The 25,760-nt window shown below is 37.9% G+C and carries 24 protein-coding genes; 2 read left to right on the top strand and 22 right to left on the bottom strand.

Going from position 1 to position 25,760, the window contains the following annotated elements:
* Positions 1-236 precede the first annotated feature (236 nt).
* Together rpoN and LZ480_RS05085 are read right to left on the bottom strand one after the other, a co-directional pair.
* Complete coding sequence (gene rpoN / locus LZ480_RS05090; protein ID WP_241368293.1) at positions 237-1,559, bottom strand: RNA polymerase factor sigma-54; 1,323 nt, start codon at positions 1,557-1,559, stop codon at positions 237-239.
* A 1-nt stretch (position 1,560) separates the two neighbouring features.
* A complete protein-coding gene (locus LZ480_RS05085) occupies positions 1,561-2,940 on the bottom strand; it encodes a sigma-54 interaction domain-containing protein (protein WP_241368292.1) in 1,380 nt (459 codons plus the stop codon).
* 253 nt (positions 2,941-3,193) lie between these two features.
* Here LZ480_RS05085 and pruA point away from each other — a divergent pair, with 253 nt between their 5' ends.
* Both pruA and LZ480_RS05075 read left to right on the top strand, forming a co-directional pair.
* Positions 3,194-4,744: an L-glutamate gamma-semialdehyde dehydrogenase gene (gene pruA, locus LZ480_RS05080; protein ID WP_241368291.1), complete on the top strand. Its 1,551-nt coding sequence runs from the start codon at positions 3,194-3,196 to the stop codon at positions 4,742-4,744.
* 14 nt (positions 4,745-4,758) lie between these two features.
* Positions 4,759-5,949 (top strand): ornithine--oxo-acid transaminase, encoded by a 1,191-nt coding sequence (locus LZ480_RS05075; protein WP_241368290.1) that lies wholly within the window; start codon positions 4,759-4,761, stop codon positions 5,947-5,949.
* A gap of 306 nt (positions 5,950-6,255) precedes the next feature.
* Here the strand turns inward: LZ480_RS05075 and LZ480_RS05070 are convergent, their stop codons facing one another.
* From LZ480_RS05070 to hisC, 20 genes are all read right to left on the bottom strand, one after another.
* Complete coding sequence (locus tag LZ480_RS05070) at positions 6,256-6,936, bottom strand: zinc metallopeptidase (RefSeq protein ID WP_241368289.1); 681 nt, start codon at positions 6,934-6,936, stop codon at positions 6,256-6,258.
* Positions 6,937-6,987: 51 nt separating this feature from the next.
* The gene (gene lhaT, locus LZ480_RS05065) at positions 6,988-7,587 is read right to left on the bottom strand and encodes a lipoprotein heptaprenylglyceryl N-acetyltransferase LhaT (protein ID WP_241368288.1); all 600 of its coding nucleotides are present in this window, start codon (positions 7,585-7,587) and stop codon (positions 6,988-6,990) included.
* 286 nt (positions 7,588-7,873) lie between these two features.
* Entirely contained in the window at positions 7,874-8,665 is a 792-nt protein-coding gene (locus LZ480_RS05060) for a menaquinol-cytochrome c reductase cytochrome b/c subunit (protein ID WP_241368287.1), read from the bottom strand.
* A gap of 40 nt (positions 8,666-8,705) precedes the next feature.
* A complete protein-coding gene (qcrB, locus tag LZ480_RS05055) occupies positions 8,706-9,380 on the bottom strand; it encodes a menaquinol-cytochrome c reductase cytochrome b subunit (protein ID WP_241368286.1) in 675 nt (224 codons plus the stop codon).
* 22 nt (positions 9,381-9,402) lie between these two features.
* The gene (locus tag LZ480_RS05050; protein ID WP_241368285.1) at positions 9,403-9,906 is read right to left on the bottom strand and encodes a QcrA and Rieske domain-containing protein; all 504 of its coding nucleotides are present in this window, start codon (positions 9,904-9,906) and stop codon (positions 9,403-9,405) included.
* 160 nt (positions 9,907-10,066) lie between these two features.
* Complete coding sequence (locus tag LZ480_RS05045) at positions 10,067-10,513, bottom strand: YpiF family protein (protein WP_241368284.1); 447 nt, start codon at positions 10,511-10,513, stop codon at positions 10,067-10,069.
* 79 nt (positions 10,514-10,592) lie between these two features.
* The gene (locus tag LZ480_RS05040; RefSeq protein ID WP_241368283.1) at positions 10,593-11,138 is read right to left on the bottom strand and encodes a ReoY family proteolytic degradation factor; all 546 of its coding nucleotides are present in this window, start codon (positions 11,136-11,138) and stop codon (positions 10,593-10,595) included.
* 15 nt (positions 11,139-11,153) lie between these two features.
* Positions 11,154-12,398 (bottom strand): tetratricopeptide repeat protein, encoded by a 1,245-nt coding sequence (locus LZ480_RS05035; protein ID WP_241368282.1) that lies wholly within the window; start codon positions 12,396-12,398, stop codon positions 11,154-11,156.
* A gap of 148 nt (positions 12,399-12,546) precedes the next feature.
* Positions 12,547-13,524, bottom strand: coding sequence for an ABC transporter ATP-binding protein (locus LZ480_RS05030; RefSeq protein ID WP_241368281.1), 978 nt, complete (start codon positions 13,522-13,524; stop codon positions 12,547-12,549).
* On the bottom strand, positions 13,514-14,503 hold the full coding sequence (locus LZ480_RS05025) for an ABC transporter ATP-binding protein (protein WP_241368280.1): 990 nt from the start codon (positions 14,501-14,503) through the stop codon (positions 13,514-13,516). Before LZ480_RS05025 ends, LZ480_RS05030 begins: the two co-directional genes overlap by 11 nt.
* Positions 14,503-15,690 (bottom strand): anhydro-N-acetylmuramic acid kinase, encoded by a 1,188-nt coding sequence (locus LZ480_RS05020; protein ID WP_241368279.1) that lies wholly within the window; start codon positions 15,688-15,690, stop codon positions 14,503-14,505. The genes LZ480_RS05025 and LZ480_RS05020 overlap by 1 nt, the downstream gene beginning before the upstream one ends.
* Entirely contained in the window at positions 15,690-16,598 is a 909-nt protein-coding gene (gene murQ / locus LZ480_RS05015) for an N-acetylmuramic acid 6-phosphate etherase (RefSeq protein WP_241368278.1), read from the bottom strand. Before murQ ends, LZ480_RS05020 begins: the two co-directional genes overlap by 1 nt.
* Positions 16,599-16,608: 10 nt before the next feature.
* A complete protein-coding gene (locus tag LZ480_RS05010; RefSeq protein WP_241368277.1) occupies positions 16,609-17,436 on the bottom strand; it encodes an ABC transporter permease in 828 nt (275 codons plus the stop codon).
* 17 nt (positions 17,437-17,453) lie between these two features.
* A complete protein-coding gene (locus tag LZ480_RS05005) occupies positions 17,454-18,398 on the bottom strand; it encodes an ABC transporter permease (protein ID WP_241368276.1) in 945 nt (314 codons plus the stop codon).
* A 198-nt stretch (positions 18,399-18,596) separates the two neighbouring features.
* Positions 18,597-20,180, bottom strand: a complete 1,584-nt coding sequence (locus LZ480_RS05000) for an ABC transporter substrate-binding protein (RefSeq protein WP_241368275.1) — start codon at positions 20,178-20,180, stop codon at positions 18,597-18,599.
* A 13-nt stretch (positions 20,181-20,193) separates the two neighbouring features.
* On the bottom strand, positions 20,194-21,216 hold the full coding sequence (locus LZ480_RS04995) for a serine hydrolase domain-containing protein (protein ID WP_241368274.1): 1,023 nt from the start codon (positions 21,214-21,216) through the stop codon (positions 20,194-20,196).
* The gene (locus tag LZ480_RS04990) at positions 21,217-22,071 is read right to left on the bottom strand and encodes a MurR/RpiR family transcriptional regulator (RefSeq protein WP_241368273.1); all 855 of its coding nucleotides are present in this window, start codon (positions 22,069-22,071) and stop codon (positions 21,217-21,219) included.
* A gap of 142 nt (positions 22,072-22,213) precedes the next feature.
* Entirely contained in the window at positions 22,214-23,500 is a 1,287-nt protein-coding gene (gene aroA / locus LZ480_RS04985; protein ID WP_241368272.1) for a 3-phosphoshikimate 1-carboxyvinyltransferase, read from the bottom strand.
* A gap of 56 nt (positions 23,501-23,556) precedes the next feature.
* Positions 23,557-24,654, bottom strand: a complete 1,098-nt coding sequence (locus LZ480_RS04980) for a prephenate dehydrogenase (protein ID WP_241368271.1) — start codon at positions 24,652-24,654, stop codon at positions 23,557-23,559.
* On the bottom strand, positions 24,651-25,751 hold the full coding sequence (gene hisC / locus LZ480_RS04975) for a histidinol-phosphate transaminase (protein ID WP_241368270.1): 1,101 nt from the start codon (positions 25,749-25,751) through the stop codon (positions 24,651-24,653). Before hisC ends, LZ480_RS04980 begins: the two co-directional genes overlap by 4 nt.
* Positions 25,752-25,760 lie beyond the last annotated feature (9 nt).

Genomic DNA, 25,760 nt, shown 5'->3' with positions numbered 1-25,760 from the left:
ATCGACTTTTTAATAAAATCCCATAATCATTGTTGATGATTATTAAAAACAGCTTTTGCATTATTCCATTATCGATTCTGGTACTTGTGCCTCTTTTGATTTCTTTCGATACATAAAGAGCCGAGAATCATCCCTAAAACAGCAGGAACTACCCAAGCAAAAGTAACAGCTCACAACTAGACATTATCGTAATCTGATAGCTGCCCAAATTCTTGAATCGTTGAAATCAAGCTGCTTCATTCTTTCATATCGGAAATACGTCTTTTGGAAGAGGGAGGAATACATAAATGCTCACGATATTTTGCAACCGTTCTTCTCGCAATAAAAATCCCTTCACCAGCTAAAAGTTGAACTATTCGCTGATCGGAATACGGATTGACTTTATCCTCCTCATCAATTATCTTTTTTATTTGCAATTGAATGAATTGAATATCTTGATTAATTCCTTGCTCATTTAACAATCCACGAATGAAAAATTGCTTTAATAAAAACATGCCATAAGGCGTTTGGATGTATTTTTTATTAATCGTTCGACTAATGGTTGATTCATGAAAACCTGTTTTTTCAGCAATTTCTTTCAAACGGAGTGGCTGCAATCCCTTTTTCCCTTCTCGTAGAAAATGCGGTTGCGCACTCATAATTTCTTGAGTCACTTTATACAAAGTAAGATGCCTTTGTTCAATTCCCTTTTTTAAGAGAAAGATTTCAGAAATTTTCCCTTTCATAAACTGAGCTACTTCTTCATTTTCTTTCATTAGCTCATCATACGCTGAACTAATTGAAATTTCCGGCAAAAAATTGTCATTTACTTGTAGCACACCTACACCATCTACAATTTCTAATATGATGTCAGGAAAAATATATTGTGGCTGCTCTGTTTGAACCTCAAAAACTGGACGCGGATTTAACGTTTGAATAAACTGTAAAACCTGTTCGATTTCGGTTTCTCTACAGGAGAAAATAGTCGCTAGCTCTGTAAAATTACGTGCAGCTAGCTCATCTAAATGCTGTAAAATAATTTGTTCCGTAAAGGCTGGTACTTGCTTTTCTTCACGCAGCTGTAACACCAAACATTCCGCCAATGACCTCGCACCTATTCCAGCTGGTTCAAAACTTTGTAGAATTTTCAAAACGTCTAGTACTTCTTCTAAAGTAAGCGCAAATTGCACCGCTGTATCTTCTACATCACACATTAAATATCCTGAATCGTTTAAATTGCGGATAAAGAATATTAATAGCTCTCGTTCAGTAGCTGTACATGTTTTGACCCCTGCAACTTGCTCTAATAAAAAACGCTCCATTGTTTGTAGCGTTGTAGCCTTCTCATACAAATCTGATTGTGAACTATTTGAATCATTATGCATTTTCGCCATTTCCACACTATACGATTCTAAACGAGCAGTCGACACGTCCATCAGTGGATTTGCTTCTGCTTGCTGTTGAATATGCGTAATCAAATCGGATACTGTGTACGATAATATATCAAGTGATTGTCGAAGTGAAGGTGTAATCGCTAACTTCAATTGCAAAGCTTGCTGCTGATGCATCGAATACTCCATACTATTCTCCTCCACGAATTTGTAAGCGCTTCATACGATATTGCAAGCTTTGACGACTTAATCCAAGCTGCTGTGCCGAATTTGTTATGTGATTATCATTTTGCCTTAGTGTATCCTCAATCACTTGTTGCTCAAATTGGGCTAGCTGATCGAGTAATTGACCACTATAGTTTTTTTTCAATGGGCGCAATTTATGTTGACCTTTATCGCCCTTTCGGTAATGGTAAGGTAAATGCTCATACATAATTTCACGCTCATGATGCATTAAATTCATAGCCGCTTCAATTGCATGCTCAAGCTCTCGTATATTTCCTGGCCAGTTATGAGCAGCAAATAATGCAAATACCTCATCGGACACCCCATCCACATTCATCGAAAATAATTGATTATATTGACTGATGAAATAGTCCAGTAAAACAGGTAAATCATCTATTCGTTCACGTAATGCTGGTACCATTACCGTAATAACGGCAAGGCGAAAATATAAATCTTTACGTAATTTTCCTGAAGCAATAGCATCTACTGGATCCTCGTTCATCGTGGCAATGATACGAACATCAACATCTATTTCTTTTGTAGCTCCTAGTCTTCGTACCTTTTTTTCTTGAATCACACGAAGTAATTTAGCCTGTAGCGTAATATTTAACGAATTCAGCTCATCAAGTAATAAGGTCCCCCCTTGCGCCTGCTCAAATAACCCTGGACTATCGAGAGCACCTGTAAAAGCACCGCGTACCGTTCCAAAAAGAATGCTTTCAATTAAGCTATCCGGTAGTGCGGCACAGTTTTGCGAGACAAAGGGTTTTGTTGCGCGGTCACTTTCATGATGAATACTTTGTGCAAATAACTCTTTCCCTGTACCTGTCTCACCAACTATGAGTACATTTGAATTCGTACGAGTTGCGCGTTTGGCTAGCTCAATTACTTCTATTAATGGCCCACTCTGCCCTATAATTTGAGTAAATGAAAGGTTTGCATCATTCGTTCGTTTATTAGCACGCATTAGCTTTTCCATCTTAGTCACGTCCGTTGCAATCTCAACTGCTGCTACCATTTGACGATTCTCTTGTATCGGTAATGTTTTATTAACCGTTGTAATCTCGATACCACGATTATTAAAATAGGTTTGCTTGACATTTAAAATTTCTTTTTTATTTTGCAACGAATGGAGCAATGTGCTTTCTTGATTTTCCTGAAATTTAAAGACATCTTGGATTTTTTTCCCGAGAACATCTTCCTTCTTCATTGACTCCATTTCACACATTTTCCGATTATAAATTAATGTTTTTCCAGCTTCATCTACAGCATGAATTCCAACATCTAGCTGTTCGATAATTCCCTGATAAATTAAATTCATCTTTTGTAAATTATTTTCTGACATATCACTCACCCCCTCCACATCTTATCACAAAATTTTAGCACAATTTCGAAACTTTCAATTTTTTTGCGCCAAATAATTTTGCAATAGTACGCTAAACTGTGTTTTTCACGCTGTTTTTATTTGGCATCGTTCTTGCTTATTAAAAAGTGAAGCATTTATTTTGAAAAACTTATGCCATCCCGTGCAGTCCATACCATCTGTATTTTCCCTAGGCTTAATTTTTTTACTACATAAATTAAGGAGTGATAAATAAATGCCTGTACCATACAAACACGAGCCACTAACAACTTTTAAAACGGATCCCACTGCAACAGCGGAAATTATTTCTTCAATTAAAAAAGTTGAAAGTGAGCTTGGCAAAAAATACCCAATCATTATTGATGGCAAGTTTTTCGAAAGTGCACACATCGTTCATTCTATTAACCCTGCCAATAAAGCTGAAATTATCGGAAGAGTCCATTACGCAACAAAAGAAATCGCAGAGCAAGCCATTCAATCATCATTAACACATTTCGAAACATGGAAAAACACATCTGCTAGCTTACGTGCAGGTATTTTATTCCGCGCAGCTGCGATTGTACGTCGTCGAAAGCACGAATTCAATGCTTGGTTAGTAAAGGAAGTAGGAAAAACATGGGCGGAGGCAGATGGTGAGACAGCTGAATGTATCGATTTTTTAGAATACTATGGTCGTCAAATACTAGAGCTTTCTCAAGGTCGTCCACTCAACCATAATTCCTGGGAGCATAATGAATTTACCTACTTACCACTTGGTGTAGGCATTGTTATTCCACCATTTAACTTTTCACTGGCAATTATGGCGGGAACAGTTGTAGCGGCAGTTGTGACAGGAAATACGGTTGTCTTAAAACCTGCTGAAACAGCACCTGTCATTGCAGCGAAATTTATGGAAGTGTTAAAAGAAGCTGGCCTTCCGGATGGAATCGTTAACTACTTACCAGGTAGCGGTGCTGAAATTGGGGACTATTTAGTCGATCATCCAAAAACACGCTTCATTTCATTCACAGGTTCACGCGCTGTTGGTTGTCGCATTTATGAACGCGCTGCAAAAGTACATGAAGGTCAAATTTGGTTAAAACGTGTAATTGCAGAGATGGGCGGGAAAGATACAATTATCGTAGACAAAGAAGCAGATATTGAACTAGCTGCACAGTCCATCACAAAATCGGCATTTGCCTATTCTGGCCAAAAATGCTCCGCTTGCTCACGTGCGGTTGTACATGAAGCTGTTTATGATGCTGTGTTAGAACGTGTTGTTGAGCTAACAGAGCAACTTATTGTTGGCAATCCAACTGAAGAAACTACGTTTATGGGTCCTGTTATTAGTGAACAATCGTTTGAAAAAATTAAACGCTATATCGAAATCGGAAAAACAGAGGGTCGTCTCATGACAGGTGGCCAGGTTGATGATTCAACAGGCTATTTTGTAGAGCCAACTATTTTTGCAGACATTGATGAAAATGCTCGTTTAATGAAAGAGGAAATTTTCGGACCAGTGCTTGCTTTCTCTAAAGCAAAAGATTTCGATCATCTATTACAAATTGCAAATAACACAGATTACGGCTTAACTGGGGCCGTTATTTCACAAAATGCAGCCAATATCGAGCGAGCTAAACGTGAATTCCATGTCGGCAACCTTTATATTAACCGTGGCTGTACAGCGGCAATTGTGGGCTATCAACCATTCGGCGGCTTCAATATGTCTGGCACAGATTCAAAAGCCGGATCACCAGATTATTTATTATTACATGTGCAAGCAAAATCAATTTCAGAAACATTTTAAAGGAGGAGTTCAACATGACAAAAACAACACAATTAATCGAAAAAACACAAAAATTCGGTGCGAATAACTATCATCCACTTCCAATCGTAATTGAAAAGGCGGAAGGAGCTTGGGTAACAGACCCAGAGGGAAATCGTTATTTAGATATGCTATCAGCGTATTCTGCATTAAACCAAGGTCACCGTCATCCAAAAATTATTCAAGCATTAAAGGATCAAGCAGATTTAGTAACATTAACATCACGTGCATTCCATAGCGATAAACTTGGGGTTTGGTATGAAAAGCTTTGTAAACTAACTGGCAAAGATATGGTATTACCGATGAACACTGGTGCTGAGGCGGTAGAAACTGCCATTAAAACTGCACGTCGCTGGGGCTATGAGGTAAAGGGCATTCCTGCTGACCAAGCTGACATCATTGGCTGTAACGGCAATTTCCACGGTCGTACAATGGGTGCTGTTTCATTATCATCTGAAGCAGAATACAAGCGTGGTTTTGGTCCAATGCTACCAGGCTTTGAGCTAATTCCATACGGTGATATTGACGCATTAAAGGCTGCCATTACACCAAATACAGCAGCGTTTATTATCGAGCCAATTCAAGGGGAAGCAGGCATTAACTTACCACCAGCGGGATTCATTAAAGCTGCGGCTGAACTTTGTAAAGAAAATAATGTCCTTTTCATTGCAGACGAAATTCAAACAGGTCTTTCACGTACAGGTAAATTATTCGCTTATGAATGGGAAGATATTACACCAGATATTTTAATTTTAGGGAAAGCTTTAGGTGGTGGTGTATTCCCAATCTCAGCTGTTATTGCTAATAAAGATATTTTAGGTGTATTTAACCCAGGCTCACACGGCTCTACTTTTGGTGGTAACCCACTTGCATGTGCTGTATCTATTGCCGCGCTTGAAGTTATTGAAGAAGAGCAATTAACGAAGCGCTCTTTAGAGTTAGGTGAATACTTCCAAAATGAATTAAAGAAAATTGACAATCCTGTTATTAAAGAAGTACGTGGTCGAGGATTATTTATCGGTGTAGAGCTAACAGAAGCTGCACGCCCTTACTGCGAAAAGTTAGCGGACCGTCAATTACTATGTAAAGAGACGCATGATACAGTAATCCGCTTTGCGCCACCACTTATTATTTCAAATGAAGATTTAGACTGGGCTATCGATCAAATTAAAGCCGTTTTTGCTTAAATAAACTAATCGCTCTTAATTAGATACTATAAGTAAATAGCAATCGCTTAAAACTGCGTGAAACTGCTCATTTCACGCAGTTTTTTCATTTGAACAGACTTAAATCATGCATGTTCATTCAATTTACGGTCAACTAAAAATATCAATTTTTTTATAACAATTGGCAACTAGCATTTTAGACACATTACTTTTGATTACATACTTCACTCCAAATGATGTCTTTATAGTTGTCGATTTCATTGAAAAACAATACTCCCTATCCAACAAAAAAGAAGTTAGGCGTTTTTTCGCCTAACTCCCTTATATTTAATCTTCGTTATTCATACCTGTGTAGATTAAAATTAAACGTAATAACTCCATAATGGCAACTGCTGCTGCAGCTACGTACGTCATTGCTGCTGCATTTAACACTTTACGTGCAGAGCGCTCTTCGTTGTTATTAATAATCCCTAATGCAACTACTTCATTCATTGCACGCTTTGACGCATCAAACTCTACTGGTAATGTTACAACTTGGAAGACTACACCTGCAAGAAGTAAAACAATCCCTAATAATAATAAGCCTGAAGACGATGCAAGAAGACCAATCATCACAAAAACCCAAGACATGTTCGATGATATATTTGCAACTGGCACTAATTTAGCGCGTAATGTTAAAAACGAATACGCCTCTGCATGCTGAATCGCATGTCCAACTTCGTGCGCAGCTACTGCCGTTCCAGCAATTGACGAATTGTAGTAGTTATCTTCTGATAAGGCTACTGTTTTCGTTGCTGGGTTGTAGTGGTCTGCTAAGTACCCTTGAGTCGGTACAACTCGAACATCTGTTAAGCCATGTTGATCCAAAATGTAACGTGCTACTTGTGCACCTGTCATTCCTTTTTCAGCTGGAACTTGAGCGAACTTTTTATATGTGCCTTTCACTTTCATTTGCGCATATAAAGGTAACAGCATAATGATGATAAAGTATACAATATACATTCCCATTTTTGAACTTCCCTTCTATCTCTTACAATCTCCTTTAATTTTAAAGGGTTTCTATTGTCGATGCAAATATTCGCGCTTGTAACTTTCTACAAATGCAAGTAGGATACATGCAATCGAAAGCCAAAATGTAAAGTATCCAACCTGACTTGGATAATCATTAATTACACGATAAAACGGCATTTGCCCAAATAAATAGTCAATTACATCATTATGTAATGTCCAAATCGCCGCAACCATTACGTGCCACTTCGTGAAGCGATAATTCGGTAAATAAAGCACTGCTTGCACCGCCATTAAAAAATGCGAAATAACTAACATCCAGCCCGCTGATCCTAAATAGCCGGTTTCAGCAAAGGTTAATAAGTTCATAGCAACTGCCCATAACCCATATTTCACCAATGTAATGAGCGCTAATACTTCCATTAATTTATAATTTTTGCCGAACAACCAACCAATCACTGCTAAGCAAAAAAACAAACTTGCTGTTGGTGAATCAGGCACAAAAATATAATATATTGGCTCTGTCACCGCAAGCTGACCTCGATACCAATAATATCCATAAATTGTCCCAAACAAATTTACGATAAGCAACAACGTTAAAAATACGCGGTGGTTCATTAAATACCAAGCTTGCATAGCATATGCTTTCATATTTTCTCCTTCAACCTACAATTTCTCTTTATATATTTTGTGCAACTTTAAAATAATATGTACGTCTTTTATTATATACCGAAAGAAAGGTTGTGCAAGTATTCACATCATTTTACATTTTTATATTCAAATGTATTGTCTATAAACTACCTTTTGGATGCTTTCTACTTTAGAAAAACACAAATCGCATGAAATGATGTTTTTTGACAGTGGATCCCATTAGAAAATTAATACTTTCCTAGCCAAAAAAAAAGAGAGCCAAAAACTTGGCCCCCCTTTTGAATATTTATTGTTCTTTTAATCCTGCGATGAACTCAGCTAAAACTTGTAACTCTTCGTCAGTACCTGTAAATGTACCAGTTGGCATACCACCACGGCCATTTGCAATTACATCAGCTACTTCTTCAGCAGTTAATTCATTGCCTAATAACATCGGACCAGATACACCGGCTAAATCGCCACCGTGACATCCAATACATGATGCCTGTGATTGGAAAATTTCATAACCTTCTGACGTTTCATCAACCTCAACATCAGGTAATAAACCTAAATGCTTGTCCGTAATTACACCTTGAGCTTCAACAGCTTCCCAGTTAGTAGCTTGTACAGATTCCCAAGTCGTATAAATAAGTGCAGCTACAGCTAATAACATAAATGCTGTTGGTAATGGACGTTTTGATGGACGACGATCTGGTGTTGTATCTAAGAATGGCGCTAATGCTAATGCACCAAATGCGATACCAGGGATAATCATAGCTCCGATTACGTTATAAGGACCAGAAGCATATGAGTATTTTAATAATTGGTACATTGATAAGAAGTACCAGTCTGGTAACGGAATATAAGATGAGTTTGTTGGATCTGCCGGGCCTTCAAGTGGTGAAGGGTGAGCGACAGTTAATAATAAATAACCAATTAAGAAAACCGCACCAACCATCCATTCTTTTAATAAGAAGTCAGGCCAGAAAGCTTCTGTTTTCCCTGGATATTCGGAATAATCTTTTGGCACGTTCGGCATACGATCATTTGCTTTTACACGTGAATCGCCTACGAACTTCATACCTTTTCCGCGATGCATATTGTCCCCTCCTTTAGTAAATCATACGAATCGCTTCAGATCATAGAGGACCTGAAATACCTTGTCGGCGGATCATAATAAAGTGAACAGCCAATAAAGCGAATAATACTGCTGGTAAGAAGAATACATGAATCGCAAAGAAACGAGTTAATGTTTGCGCACCAAGAATTGTTGAATCTCCAGCAAGTAAAACCTTAATTGTTTCACCTAAAAACGGAACTGAGGCTGCAATTTCGATACCTACTTTAGTCGCGAATAGCGCTTTCATGTCCCAAGGTAATAAATATCCTGTGAAGCCTAAACCTAACATTACTGCAAAGATACCTACACCAACTAACCAGTTTAATTCACGAGGTTTTTTGTATGATCCCGTGAAGAATACACGAAGTGTATGTAAGAACATCATCACGATTACAAGTGAAGCTCCCCAGTGGTGCATACCACGAACAATTTCACCGAACGCTACTTCGTTTTGTAAATAGTAAACTGATTTCCAAGCATTTTCTACGTCTGGTACATAATACATTGTTAAAAACATACCTGATAGAATTTGGATAACTGTAATGAAGAATGTTAATCCACCAAAACAGTATACGAATGCTGAAAAGTGATGGGCAGGGTTAACGTGCTCTGGCACTTCATGGTCGGCAATATCACGCCAAATAGGAGTAATATCTAAACGTTCATCGACCCAATCATAAATTTTATTTAGCACTGTGTCGTACCCCCTAACTTAATTAACTGTGTGTGTTTGCGATTTTTTTCCCAAGCATTATGAAACCATCTTTTTCATCTACTTCATATTGATCAAGTGGTCCAAGTGGTGGTGTTCCTTTTACGTTTACACCAGTTTTTTCATAACGTCCTGCGTGACATGCACAGAAGAACTGGTCCGGGTGATCTGAATTACTAGCCCAGTTTACCGTACAACCTAAGTGCTTACATACAGGTGATAATGCAATGATTTGGTCGCCTTCTTTGTAAACCCAAGCTGAATCCGAAACCTCTGATTTATACCAACCATCCGTTTGCTCATACGAGAAGTCAACTTTAACAGGAGCGTCTGTAATTTCCGCAACTTTTTGGCTCGTTAATACAAATTCCCCTTCTTCTTTCGTTTGAAGAATTGGGTCAACCGCAAAGCGAACCATCGGCATTAACATACCAGCAGCCATGAATCCACCTACCCCAGTAAGTGAATATGTTAAAAATTGACGTCTTGTAACTCGATTATTACTCATCCTTTTCCCCCCTCTTACTAAAAGGTCAGTCCAACGGACATACTTTCAAAAATAGTAAATAACTAGGACATATATATGATATATCAAGTAAATAAGTTGGTCAATATAGCATTCATTTCCATTTGTGTAGATTGTGAACATTTAATGAAAGTAGTGACGTCTACTGTGCCCAAACGGAAGTTAATACCGGCAGCACTTGTTTTAATTGATCTTCTAAAATGCGCTGCTTTACAGTCTTATCCATTGATTCTAAAGGGATTGCCGGTAACCATAGTACATTTATTCGTTCTTTTAATGCCGTCCATTCGTGGTCACATGTCACAAAAATAACCGATTTAAATCCTGCTTCTATTAATTCATTTTCAATAGACATTGCTGATTCTGAAGATTTTGTTAATTTTGTATACGAAAAAGGTGGTAATAACATTAAGCGTCCATGCAATTGTTGTTCAATAAATGTTGTCAAAGTCATTAAGTATTCAGAAGCAGAACTTGTCTGCTTCATTCCAACTTCGGAAAAATCTAATTGTACTAATGGGACGATTGCTGTATCGATAAATTGTTTTTGAGATTGAAATTGTTCGACATCACTTACTTTATAAATCATTATTATTTTTCCTCCTAATAACACTTCTAAACTATAATTTCTAATAAAGGTATTTTTTTCGACGATTTCAAATAAAATATTACTTTGAATGTTTCAAAGCTTGCAATAAATTGGACAATTCGAAGAAACGCTCCTTATCACCTGTATCAAGTGCTTCGTCGATTTGTTTTAACAACATATGTTCTTGAAATTCTAAAACACTATTTTCCAATAATTGTTGGGCTGCTACACGGTCTTTTTCATGAATAAAAATATCCGGTGCAAATGGATTTTCTTCAAGCACCGCCAAATAAAGTGGATTTGGCGGGATGCTTGGAAAATTTAATTGAAAATATATTTCATCAGTCGTATTAATGCGTAAATCATGGAATGCCTTTTCAGCATCTGAAGTCATAATATTATCTTTATAAAAACGGAATGGTATGCTCGTTGTGTCGACGGTGGACATCACAATGGCACGTGGACAATAATGCGCTTCATCCACAAAATGCACATGCTCAAGTAACGCTTCATTACTTAATAAATAATTTAAAATCCATACACCTTCACGTCGTTTTAATTGATAATTTTTCAAAAACCATCGAATGAAAACTCTTTTTTCATTGAGTGGTACGGAATAAGCCAACATGTGATCCTCCCTTTACTCAAAGCGCTCTAATAGGTCAATCCATTGCTGCTCAGAAGGCTGGAGCTGTACTAAACGCTCCGCAATTTGTTTCGCTTCCTCACGTTTTCCATCTTCTACTAAGAATAGGCAATATTTTTCTAAAAATTCAACATCCTCGTTAAACTCATTATATGCCACTTTATAAATTTCGTATGCTTTATCGAACAGTTCTTCTTCATTGAATGCATTTGCAACAAATGGATATATTGACACCCATTCAAAGTCATATTGCTGAAGCTGTTCATATAGTGAAATAATTTCTTCGTAACTTTCTTGCTGACTATACACAGACATAAGCACCATAATAGCTTCCATATATTCTGGATCTAATGCGATTGCCTCTGTTAAATAGCCAATAGCTTCTGTTGGCATACTGTTTTTCAATGCCATCTTACCGGCGAATAAATACAACGACTTATCATATTCATCGCGCTTCAAGCCTTCTTGAATGACTTTTAAAGCACGTTTATTATCTTCTTGCATCGAATAACTTTCTGCCAATAATAAATAGGCTGAAAAATAATCAGGGTCTAATTCCTTTAAATCTTCTAGCTGTTTAATTGCTAAGTCAAATTTTTCTATTTGGAAGGCTGCATATCCAGAACCAAATAATAAATCAGCGGTTACTTCCTCTTCTAGCGCTTCCATATAAAAATCAAGTGCTGACTCATATGCTGCACCTGCACGATATACTTCTGCTAAGCGTTGCGCTAAAATCGTACCTGCAAACTTTTTATCCATTTCATATAATTCTTCATAAATACGAGCGGCTTCAGAAAAACGGCCTGTTTCAAATAAGAGTTCGGCTTTAGCAAATTGTAACAATGGTTCGTTCGGTAATAATTGCAATGCTTCATTAATTCGTTGTTCTGCTACTTCAAATAGCCCCTGCATTTGATAATAATCCGCTAATACTAATAATGCCTGCGGATATTCTGGCACATCATCTGATACAGCCATCAATAAATCTAGTGCCTCATCTTCTTCGCCTAATTCGATTAAAACTCCTGCACGATCAATGGAAATTTGCGCTTCCTCTGGAAATAAAAATTGTAAATGTTCAAACACTCGATCTGCCTCACTTAAAAAACCAAAGTGTAATAAGGCTTCTGCGATTTCGTACTGTGCAGCCGGTTCTGCATCTACTAAAAATGATTCTAGTAGTTGATTAACTAACTGGATATCGCCCTCTTGAATTGCCTGTAATAATTGTTCCATACATCGTTCACCTTTTTCTTTTGTCTCAATAATATGCTACATGACTAAGTCGTGTATCTCAAGAAAAACCGCCTTTTTCATTATTATTTTTCTATGAACCAAAAAATCTAACCCCTTAGAGAAAGTGTTAGATTTTTCAGGTATTTATTTATGCATTTTCATATAAAACGCACTTTACATCATGCAGTTCTGAAATTTGAAAATTAGGAATGGTGCCTGATTTACATTGTTCTTTTGCATATAAACAGCGTGTATGAAATGGACAGCCCTCGGGTGGATTCGAAGGGTCTGGGATTTCCCCTTTTAAAATAATCCGTTCTACAAAATCATTCGGATGCTTTTTAGGAATTGCCGATATGAGGGCCTGACTATATGGGTGCTTTGGATTTTCAAATAGCTCTTGTGCAGGTGCAATTTCTACAATATGACCTAAATACATCACAGCAATTCGATCACTGACATGACGTACAACATTTAAATCATGTGAAATAAATAAGTATGTTAGTTGGTATTGTTGTTGCAACTTTTTCAATAAATTTAAAATTTGTGCTTGGATTGACACATCTAACGCAGAAACAGGTTCATCTAACACTAAAAATTTTGGCTTTAATACTAATGCACGTGCGATACTTATGCGCTGTCTTTGTCCACCTGAAAATTCATGTGGGTATTTAGAAAAACTTTTTTCTGTTAATCCAACATGTTTTATTATTTCTATAATTTCTTGTTCTGCTTGTTGTTTAGGCATCAATTTATGCGTTAAAATCGGCTCTAACAATAATTGTCGTACAGTCATTCGGGGATTTAGTGAACTGTATGGATCTTGGAAGATGATTTGAATATCTTTACGCAATGCCCTAAACTGTTCGTTTGATAACGCTGCTATATTTTGTCCATTATATAAAATATCCCCGTCAGTAGGTTGGATGAGTCGTAAAATCATTTTGCCTGTTGTGGATTTACCGCAGCCACTTTCCCCTACTAATGCTAGCGTTTCTTGCTCATTAATTGCAATGGAAATATCGTCAACCGCGCGGACATGACCCACTACCCGCTTAAAAATGCCGCCGTTGATGGGGAAGTATTGCTTTAAGTTTTTCAGTTCTAAGATGGCTTCACGTCTCATAGGATACGCCCTCCTGTTCCACTGCCCAACATCGCACTGTATGACTTTGTGTGATTCGCGTAAGATGCGGAACATTATTGTGACAGCTTTCGATAACAAGCGGACATCTCGACGCAAATCGACACCCTTCATTAAACTCATCTTGCGTTGGGACATTCCCTGGGATTGCATATAATTCTTGCGCTTCGTTGCCAATACTGTTTACTGCCTTTAATAGCCCCTGTGTATACGGATGCTTTGGTTGATCGAAAATTTCCTCGACACTTCCAATTTCAACAATTTGTCCTGCATACATAACTGCAACGTCATCACAGCTTTCGGCAATTACCCCTAAATCATGTGTTATTAATAAAATTGTGGACTGATATTGCTGCTTTAATTTTTTCATCAGCTCTAATATTTGGGCTTGAATCGTTACATCAAGCGCAGTTGTTGGTTCATCGGCGATTAACAACTTCGGATTACATAGCAATGCCATAGCAATCATAATTCGTTGTCTCATGCCTCCAGATAGTTCATGTGGGTAATTTTTTAACACTTTTTCTGGTCTCGATATTCCAACAGCATTTAGCATATTGATCACTTGCTCATACATTTGCTGCTTAGAGAGTTTTTTATGAAATTTTAATACCTCAAACAATTGATAGTGTATGGTATACATTGGATCAAGAGCGGTCATAGGCTCTTGGAATATCATCGAGATTTCTTTTCCACGTATTTTTTGAAGCTGATTCTTTTTTAGAGACAATAGATTGCCCTTATCTGCAAATTGAATTTGACCTTCTGTAATGGTTAATTTATCTGCTAATAAATTTAATATCGACAAAGAGGTTAAGCTTTTGCCACTACCAGATTCCCCTACAATTCCGTATGTTTTTCCTTCTTCTAATTGCAATGACACATTTTTCACAAGCGGTTCGCCAGTGGATTTTTTGCCTACTGCAATTGAAAGGTTTTCGATTGCTAGCAAAATGCCCACTACAACTCCCCCCTTAATTGTTCAAAACGTACATATGGATTCCCATCACAATACGCCACTTTTCCCATCACGATTTCTCGAGTTGCGCCTGTCGCAGAAGGTAACTGATTCGGTAGCCCAAGCATTGTCTGATAACCAAACAGTGCAAAGGCGATAGCTTCCTTCCAAACTGCAGGCACGCCTAATACTTCTAAAGGCAATACTTTTTTCGTTGGAAATGCTTGGGCTAACAACATCATCATAAAGGCATTCAAGCTCCCACCACCATTAATATAAATTTCATCAATTTGGTTCAGTGGCAAGTATTTTTCATAGCTATGCTTAATGGTTTCCACCGTATAGGCGGTTAACGTTGCCAACATGTCTTCTAGACTCGCGCCATTTAATTGCTCGATAAGATCATTTACATAACTGACTGTATATAATTCTCGTCCTGTCGTTTTTGGTAAAGGCATCGAGTAATAGCTATGATTCATCCATTCTTGAATGGCTTCGTAATTAATGTTACCCTCACTTGCCATTTCTCCATTATGATCAAATTTTTTCTGACCATCCGTTAATTTTTGTATTGCACTATCAATAAGGACATTACCTGGACCTGTATCAAAAGAGATGACTGCCTGCTGCTTATCACTTGGAACATACGTGACATTGCCAATACCACCGATATTTTGAACTGCTCTCCCAACATCAGCTGCATGCAAAAAATTGGCGTCAAAATAGGACAGTAACGGAGCTCCTTGTCCACCAGCTGCCATATCACCCGTCCTAAAATCTCCAACAATTGGTAATCGCGTCACTTCAGAAATATAAGAGATATCGCCTATTTGCAAGGTTGAAGGTATTTCATATTCTAACTCACCACCAAGGGGCTCATGGAATATTGTTTGCCCGTGTGAACTAATAAACGCAACTTTTAGAGGTGAGATTTGATTTTCATGTAGAAATTGGACGACCTGTTCACCTATAAACTTCCCTAGATAAGCGTTCATCATTGTAATATTGGCTAAAGTAGCTGAGTTATTATGACATTGTTCAGATAGCTGATTTTTAAACGTCACATCATAATCTACCGTTTTGCTTGCTATTAATTGAATGGACTGTTGTTGCTCATATGCATGTAAATCAATACACACAATGTCTAACCCATCTAATGAAGTTCCTGACATCACACCAATTGCATACATTATTCAGTACCTCCCCTTAACAACTGTATCGCTTCCTCAATTTTCCCCTGTTGCTGCTTCAATGCCTCTGTCGCTTGCTCCACACTAGCTTTAGCGTCGTACATAACGATTGCAATTCGAATATTATAGTTTGTCTGTTCTAATAATGCTCTGCCCGTTACTTCGTCAACTTGTGTAAAACGCTTCAAAGTAAAAAGTGCTCGGCGACGTAGCTTTTCATTAGTCGCTTGAACATCAATCATAATATTGCTATACACTTTATTTAATTTGATCATCGTAGCGGTTGTTAACATATTAAGCACCATTTTTTGTGCAGTTCCGGCTTTTAATCTTGTAGAGCCTGCAATTACTTCTGGTCCTGTTTCAACTTCAATACATGTATTAGCAAATTGTGAAATTTCACTATTTTTGTTACAGCTTAGAGAAATTGTATAAATGCCTTGCTGCTGTGCATATTGGAGGGCAGCAATTACATAGGGGGTCTTGCCACTTGCAGCAATGCCAACTAACACGTCTTTTTCTGTAAGATCATAATGTTGAATATCTTTAACCGCTTGTGTTCGATTATCTTCAACATTTTCAACTGCATTCGTTAAGGCATAAGCCCCACCTGCAATTATCCCTTGTACGAGTGATTTCGAAACATTAAATGTTGGTGGACATTCTGAAGCATCTAATATGCCTAATCGCCCACTCGTTCCTGCACCAATATAAAATAACCGTCCCCCATTTTGTAGCCGTTCCACAATCTGTTCAATTGCTTTGCTAATATGAGGTAGCTCATTTTTCACAGCACTTGCTACTGTTGCATCTTCATTATTCATCCATTGTAAAATGGTCGGAATTGATTGTTGATCTATCCACTCAGTTGAAGGATTTTGCGCTTCTGTTAATAATTTATCTGCCATGCTATTCCTCCTATTTCATTTTAGGATCTAAAATATCACGTAAGCTATCCCCTAATAAATTGAAACAAAAAATCGTGATGACAATTGCAACTGCAGGAAAAATAATCGTCCATGGAGCAAATTCCATATAAGTACGGCTCTCGTTTAACATACTCCCCCAAGAAGGGTTCGGTGGTTGAACTCCAAGCCCTAAAAAGCTAAGTGCTGCCTCTGTTAAAATAGCGCCAGATAAAGCAAGTGTTACTTGTACAATAAATGGCGCGATAATATTTGGTAAGACATGTCGGATAATAATTTGCAATGGTCGCACACCAATCGCTACCGCACTTAGAATGTATTCATTTTCTTTTACAGATATCGTGGCCGCCCGTACCGTCCTGGTGAAAACAGGTGTAAAAACAATCCCTATGGCAATCATTGTATTAGTAATATTTGCGCCTAATACCGCAACGATTGCTAACGCAAGTAAAATATCAGGAAATGCAAACAGTACATCCATTACACGCATAATGACGCTATCTATTTTCCCTTGGAAATAACCACTTATTAAGCCAAATATTAATCCTAATGATGCACCGATACCTACTGCAATCACACTAACTTTCACAGACACTTGCGCACCATAAATTATGCGAGAAAAAATATCTCGTCCGAACTCATCTGTACCAAAATAATACGTCGCATTTGGTGATTGTAAAATCGAATCAGTAAACATCTTTTCGGGTGAGAATGGTGCAATAACTGAGGCAAACAAACTTACAATGACGATTAATAAAATACCCATTGCCCCAATTAATCCTACTTTATCTTTTACTAGTTGACTTGCAAATTCTTTCATTTCTTTCACCCCAAGTCTTATTTATAATTAATCCGTGGGTCTAAATAAGCATATAAAATATCTACAATCAAATTAATCATGACAAAAACGAATGAAATAAACAGAACACTTCCTTGTACTACTGTTAAATCACGCTGTGTAATTCCCGTTAACACATATTGCCCTAAACCTGGCAATGAGAAAATTTGTTCAATAATTACAGCACCACCTAAAAGCGTACCAATTTGCATTCCGATAATCGTTAAAATTGGAATAAGTGCATTACGTAATGCATGATTAAAAATTGTAATTCGCTCTTTTGCTCCTTTTGCACGAACTGTTCTTACAAAATCTTGCCGTAATACTTCTAATACCGAGGAGCGTGTCATCCTCATGACTGCTGCGGCCATCGTCATTCCAAGCACTAAAGAAGGCAAAAACATTATCTCTAAATTTTTCAATGGGTCTGCAAAAAAGCTGACATATCCAATTGGTGGACTGTAGTTAAAATACAGTGCTAAAATTAACAACAATACAGTCGCAAATGCAAAATTTGGTATCGATACGCCGAATAATGAAATTGTACGAATTGTAAGATCTGTTGCACTATTTCGTTTGACAGCAGCTAAAACGCCTAATGGAATGGAAATTATCCAAGAAATAATCGCCGCCAAAATTGTTAATTCAAACGTTAACTTAAAGCGATTTACTATTTCGGGCAACACTTCACGACCATTGCGCATTGATTCGCCAAAATCCCCGGTCAATACACCGCCTACCCAATTGACATACTGTTTGAAATACGATTCATTTAATCCAAATTGGTTACGTAAAGCTTCTAGTGCTTGTGGCGTTGCGTCTGTACCTAAAATCGTTTGGGCGACATCCCCTGGTACAACACGCATCATCAAAAAGATAAAAATCGAGACGCCAAAGAGCACAGGAACAAGCATTAACAATCGTCGAATAATATAGCTTGTCATTGTTCGATTTCATCCCCTTTTTAGAAAAGCACATTCGCGCCCTTTAAGCTCCTGCAGGCATTGGAGGACCCGACTAGAAAGTAAACGATTCACCACTTTCGACGGCGGTACCGAAATGATGCGAGGAGCTGGCGCCAATGCCTAGACATTTTAAAAAGATAGAGTGTTAGGAATCCCTATCACTCTATTGAATTTCTATTATTTCTTCTCGACATGATTATAATCTGATGCATTGTGCGGGTATGGTGTGTAGCCAGAAATGTCTTTACGAACCGCTACATAGTTTTTCGGAGATACTAAAAATAAATTTGGCGATAAATTGATGAGCATTTCCTGTGCTTCTACGTACACTTTTTGACGTTCTACCTCATCTGTTGTACCTAAGCCTTTTGCAACAAGATCGTCATATGCTTTGTTCGAAAAATTCCAAACGTTCGCAGAGCCTGTTGAACTGAAGAAATAATTTAACGCACGGTCTGGGTCAATACCTGAAGTATTACGTCCAATTAAAATATCCGCAGTTTTATTGCTCCATGTATCTACATACTCGCCCCATTCAATTTGCTTAATCGTTGCGTTCACGCCAATTTCTTTCCATTGTTGCTGTAAAAGCTGTGCCGTATCGACCATATCAGGATACGTTGATGCTGTCGTAATTGTAATGTCGAAGCCATCGGCTAAACCTGCTTCTGCTAATAATGCTTTCGCTTTTTCAATATTTAATTTGTATAAATCTTGTGCCTCTACATCAATTGACCAGTCGCCCATTGAAGGTGCGATTGGACCAGTAATTAAGCCTTCACCATTCCAAACAACATTTAGTACCGATTGACGATCAGTTGCTAAACTTAATGCTTGGCGCACTTTTTCATTGTCTAGTGGTGCTTTTGCATTGTTAAATCCAACATAACTATATTCAAGAGATTGGTAAGGAATGATATTGATATCTCCATTCCCTTCAAGCAGCTTTGTAGATTTGGCAGATATCGTAGTAAAATCAATCTCCCCTGTACGAATAGCCGATAAGCGAGCGGATTCTTCCGTCATTGTATAGAAAGCAATTTTTGCTGCCTTTGGTTCACCATCAACATGGTACGCTTCGTTTCTAACTAAAGTTACGTTGTTATCTGGAACCCATTGCTCTAATTTAAACGGTCCTGTACCATCAGCATTTTGTTGTAAATCACCATTTGCCTCAACCGTTTCTTTTGGAACAACAACCGCGCTTGCATGTGTTAAATTCGATAAAAATGTCGCATTAGGTTTACTTAATGTGAATTTCACTTCATAATCACCTACTACTTCAATTGAAGCGACATCTGCAAAATAAGAACGAATATGTGAAGCCGTATTTTCATCTAAAATACGCTCGAAACTAAATTTCACATCTTCTGCTTTCATTTCACGTCCGTTATGGAATTGCACGCCTTGCTTTAAAGTAAAGACATATGTTGTCTCGTTTTCTTGATTCCATTCCGTTGCTAAACTACCTACGATATTCATCTTTTCATCGAAAGATAATAAGCCTTCATAAATTTGAGAATAAATTCGTGATGAAGACGCAGCAGGAACTTTATGTGGATCTAAGCCTGCTGGTTCCTGATCATTTGCAATTTTGATTTCACTCGCTGTTGCTGAATTGTCTGAAGCTGTATCATTTGTTTTATCTTCAGTTGAGTTTGTATTTGGTGAATCTGTTGAAGTACTAGAATCGTCATTTGAACAAGCGACTAATAAGATAGCGACTAACATACTAACAATGAATATCAAATACTTTTTCATAGAAACCCCTCCGTTAATGAATCGAATCAATCAATTTTTTACGAATTTCACTAATGTCTCTAGGTGTATCAACATGTAATCGATTAGTTAATAGTACAATAATTAAATTGCTTGTTGGTTCAATGTATAACATCGTTCCTGTAAAACCTGTATGTCCTATCCCGTTTCGGAATATTCCTTCCTTACTAAATCCTAGCGTTCTTCCACCCTCTTCATCCCAAAAAACATGTTTGACGAGCTCAGCATCTATGAGTGAATCACCTCCTTTAAGATAAAGCTGCCCTAGTTTTAATAATGTATCTTTGGAACCGAATAACCCCGCATGACCCGATATTCCATTAAAGAAGTAATGACAATTGCCATCATTGACTTCCCCCTTTATCGCCTTTTTTTGCGCACGCCAATGTTGATTAGACAACCCCCTTTCTGCACACATTTTCTGTTCAATTTGATTGCCATATTCTGTCGCTACAATTAGCTGAGTAGATGTTGCTTGACCCAAAAATGCGTCTTCATCGCCTAATTCAGACAAAATATCGTACATTTGTTGCTCAAAACTGCGTGAATCGATTCGTTCACAAACTGTCCGTAATAACATGAAATTCAAGTCGCTATAAACCACTTCATGCGTACTATGAGGACGAAGAATTTGAAGTCTTTGTAAAACTTCTTCAAAATTCAAACCATGCATTTTATCCTCATAAAATGGATACCAAGCTACTAAACCTGAACGATGCATCAATAATTGTCGTATGCTGATATCCGATATTTCTTGAGGTCCTATTTGAAATGTCGCTAACGTATCTTCTAACTTCAACCGGTTGTACGAAATATGCCGAAGTATTAATGTTGTCGTAAATAATTTTGTTACACTAGCAAGATCAAACAAATGCTCAACTGTCATTTCCTCTTTCGATTCTCGGTCTGATACGCCAACAGCTCCAGAGTGTTGCTCTATACCATTTTGCCAGACACTATATACTGCCCCACTATAAAGCTGTTGTGATATTCCTTGTTGAACGATTTCACGAACCAATCATTTCACCTCTCTTTGAATAATTGCTTTTGTTTCCTTAAACATTTGTACCGACCTTTCGTAATCTTTGCGTGCAATACATGTAAACAAAATATCAATCATATTGAGTTGAGAAATTCGTGATGACGTCGCCCCTATCCGCTCATTTGTTTCACTTGCAGAAACGTATAGATTAATAGTGGCCAACGATTGAACAGTATTAAATTTAAATGTTGTTAAAGCAATAATAGGTACATTCTTTTCTTTTGCTAATTTAGCAAATTCTATTATTTCTGGTGTTTCGCCTGAATACGTTATTAAAAAAATGACATCCCCTTCTGTTAAATGGACCGATTTCACAAGCATTTGATGCATGTCCAGAAGCGCCTCACACTGCTTATTAATACGTTGACATTTCAGTAAAAAATCTTGTGCTACAAGCGCAGAAGCCCCAACACCCGCAATATAAATCGAACGTGCACTATATAATAGGTCAATCGCACTTTCTAATTTTTCATAATCCATTAGCTTCAACATATCTAATATCGCTTGTTGATTATTATGCGAAATGATTGCAACAGAATCTTCAATATTTGTATCTTTTAATAATTGCTTATGAATCCCTTGTTGCAATGTCTCTTTTTGAAGATTTAGAGATGTTAAAATCCCCATTTTCAAATCTTTAAATCCTTCAAACTCGATTTCCTTACAAAAACGAACGATCGTCGCTTCACTACAATTACTTGCAAGTGACACTTGTTTAATCGAGCTATTCATCACAAGTTGTGGATTTCCCAAAATGAATTCAGCAACTTGCTTTTGCGCCGGCTTAAAATGGTTATAAACCATTCGAATTCTTGTTAACGCATCTTTCATAACGACACCCTTTTCTGAAACTTTATTTCATATTAACTCTTAATAGTCAGAAATTCTACTACATTGTTAGAATATTCAGAAATTACAAGAATAATTCGTAAATAAAAATGCGCCCATGCTATTTTGCACGGACGCATTTTACTTAAATTAATTTTTCAACATGTTCAAAAAAAGATGGGTAGCTTACTGCGATACAATCCGCATCGTCTAACTCTACATTACCCTGCGCGATTAACGCAGCGACTGCACCCATCATGCCAATACGGTGGTCACCATATGTTTTTAGTGATCCCTCAGATAATGGTGTAGGTCCTTCGATAATCATACCGTCATCTGTTGCTTCGATATTAGCACCCAACTTTTTCAGCTCATTCACAACTGCATCAATTCGGTTTGTTTCTTTTACTTTTAGTTCTTCTGCATCTTTAATGACTGTTTTTCCTTTTGCCTGAGTTGCAAGCAATGCGATAATCGGAATTTCGTCGATTAGGCGTGGAATAATGGTCCCCTCAATTGTTGTACCAATTAATTCCGATGTTTCGATTGTAATTGTCGCTGTTGGTTCAGCAGCATTTTCATCATTCATAGATATATCCATTTTTGCGCCCATATTTTGCAGTACCTCAATAATGCCGTCACGTGTTTCGTTAACGCCAACATTTTTAAGTACAATACGGCTACCTCTAGTGATTGCACCTGCTACTAAGAAAAATGCGGCAGATGAAATATCGCCTGGTACATTGACATGCGTACCTGTAAGTGTTTGACCACCTTTGAAAGTGACTACCCCATCAGTTACATCAATTGTTGCCCCAAATTGACGTAGCATACGCTCTGTGTGATCACGTGATACTTCACTTTCTCGAACGATCGTTGTACCTTTCGCTCGAAGCCCAGCAAGTAAAATCGCTGACTTCACTTGAGCACTCGCTACTGGCATCTTATAATCTATCGCTTGGAGTTTCCCTCCTTGAATGGCAAGCGGTGTAAATTGACCATTTTCACGACCTGCAATTTGTGCGCCCATTAATCGTAAAGGATCCGCAACGCGACGCATCGGACGCTTTCCAATTGAAGCGTCTCCCGTCATAACTGTATGTAGCTTTGCACCAGATAAAATCCCAAGCATTAAGCGCGTTGTCGTACCTGAATTCCCTGTGTATAGAACTTCCTTTGGCTCTTCCCAGTCATCAATTCCTGGACTATCAATCGTCACATTCGTACCATCTACTTCAATCATAACGCCAAGCTGTTTAAAGCAATCGATCGTGCTTAAGCAATCTTCCCCTAATAAAAAGCCACTAACTGTCGTTTTACCTTTTGCAATGGAGCCAAACATAACAGAACGATGTGAAACGGATTTATCACCAGGAACGGTAATGTCACCAACTAATGATGGCTGATTATATTGTAAAATTTTTGAACTCATAGCTAATCCCCCCTAGAAAAATACATCTCGCCTTTCGGAAAAGCGAGATGTTGTTATTATGAAATATACGTTTCAAAATTTGCTTTTTGTTCAATACACTTTGCTGCACGTTCTCGGTCATCATTTGTTTGGAAACTAATGACTAAAATCCCGAATATGTCAACGCGTGTTTCTACAATGCGAATATTCGTAATGCTAATATTATCTTCTGCTAAATAGCCCGTCACCTCTGAAATAACACCTGGATAGTCAGGGATATCCACATATAAATCATAAGGCATATACAATGCACCATTAGCAACCGGTAATTTATCACGCACATCTCGTGCTTCGCTAAAGTATGCTTCAACCGCTTTTGCGTCACCTACATCTAAAATATCACGGACACGGCCCATTTCGTTCAACCACGTATCCAATTGACCAACAAGCTCTTTACGGTTTTGTAACGTAATATCACGCCATAGCGCTGGGTTTGAAGAAGCAATCCTTGTAATATCACGGAAACCACCTGCCGCAAGGGAAGATGTCATCGGATATGCCTTCTTTTCAAAATTTAACTGATGCACAAGTGATGCCGCAATAATATGCGGGAAATGGCTGACAACTGCAGTCATATGATCATGCGCTTTTGCATCAACAACGACCATTTTCCCTAATGTAAATTTCAGCAAGCTATCGAGTGCTGCAAGCTTTTCGATTTCTTCGCCTTCATTTGGCGTTAACATATAATAGGCATTTTCAAGTAAATAGGGCTTTGCTGCGCTAATCCCGCTTTTGTGTGAGCCGGCCATTGGATGTCCACCAATAAACGTAATGCCCATTTCACGCAATTCAAGCGCCTTCTCCATAATTTGCGCCTTCGTACTACCTGTGTCAGTAATAATTACACTCTTTTTTAATTTCCATGTTTTTAACTGTTCCATAAAATCAAGTGTACTATTCACTGGTGTTCCAAAAATAATTACATCGGCCTCTTTGGCAAATTCAGCTGGGTCTTCTACAACTTCATGTACCACCTGTAATGTGCTAGCTAATTGTCTTGTCTGTTCATGGTAGTCGTAGCCAAACACTTTCGTATTCGGCGCTTTTTGTAGAGCTAATGCAACAGATCCTCCAATTAGCCCAAGTCCGATTACGAAAACATTACGAATCATGCGAAAACTCCTTGTTCCGTTAATACTTCTTCAAGCTGTTGTAAAAACTTCGCATTTTGCGCATCTGTACCGATTGTGACACGGATATAGCCATCCAGACCAAGTGCCGCCCCACTACGAATAATAAAGCCGCGCTTCATCAACTCTTTGAACACTACTTCACTATCTGCCTTAATTTCAAACATTACGAAGTTCGTTTGAGATGGGAAGTACTTTAAGCCATGCTTTTCACAAAATGCCTCATATTGTTTTTTCCCTTTTTCATTTTGCTCACGGCAACTTGCGATAAAATCTTGGTCTGCTAATGCAATTTGTGCGACCTTTTGACTTAAAATTGTATTGTTAAACGGCGCGCGGACTGGATCAAGCTTTGCAATTACTTCTGCTTGTGCAATACCATAACCAACACGGAATGAGGCAAGGCCATATGCTTTTGAGAACGTACGTAATAATATTAGGTTGTTATAGTCACGGAAATAATGAAGGGTATCTTTATAAGACGGATCGTTCACATATTCAATGTACGCCTCATCTAATACAACAAATACATCGCTTGGCACTTTTGCTAAAAAGGCACTTAATGCTTCATCAGAAACAAGAGTTCCTGTTGGGTTATTCGGATTACATACCCATACGACCGACGTTTGATCATCGATTGCTTCAAGCATCGCATCTAAATCGTGCACACCTTCTTTCATTGGTATTTTACGCACTTCTGCCCCTTCAATTTCCGCATTATGCCAGTATTGAGAGAATGAAAGATCCGCCATGACTGTATTGACTCCTGGGTAAAGTAGCGCACGTGTAATAATGGCGATTAAATCATCCGAACCATTCCCTAAAATTAATTCATTTTCAGCAACCCCATAAAAGTTTGCTAAATCTGTACGTAAATTTTGCGCATAGCCATCTGGATAAATGGCATGGTTCGATTTATCACTTTGTAAAAATGCTTTTACTCTTGGTGAACTACCAAATGGATTTTCATTTGATGCTAATTTTACCACTTCGTCTAATCCAAATTCTTTTTTTACTTCGTCAATCGGCTTGCCTGGTTTATAAGCCTTCATATCGAATAATTGTTGTTTCCACTTCATTGTCAACGT

It is taken from the genome of Solibacillus palustris (assembly GCF_022549215.1).
Lineage (GTDB): Bacteria > Bacillota > Bacilli > Bacillales_A > Planococcaceae > Solibacillus > Solibacillus daqui.
Note: the sequence above shows the minus strand (reverse complement) of the source record. Positions and strands in the feature narration are given on the sequence as shown.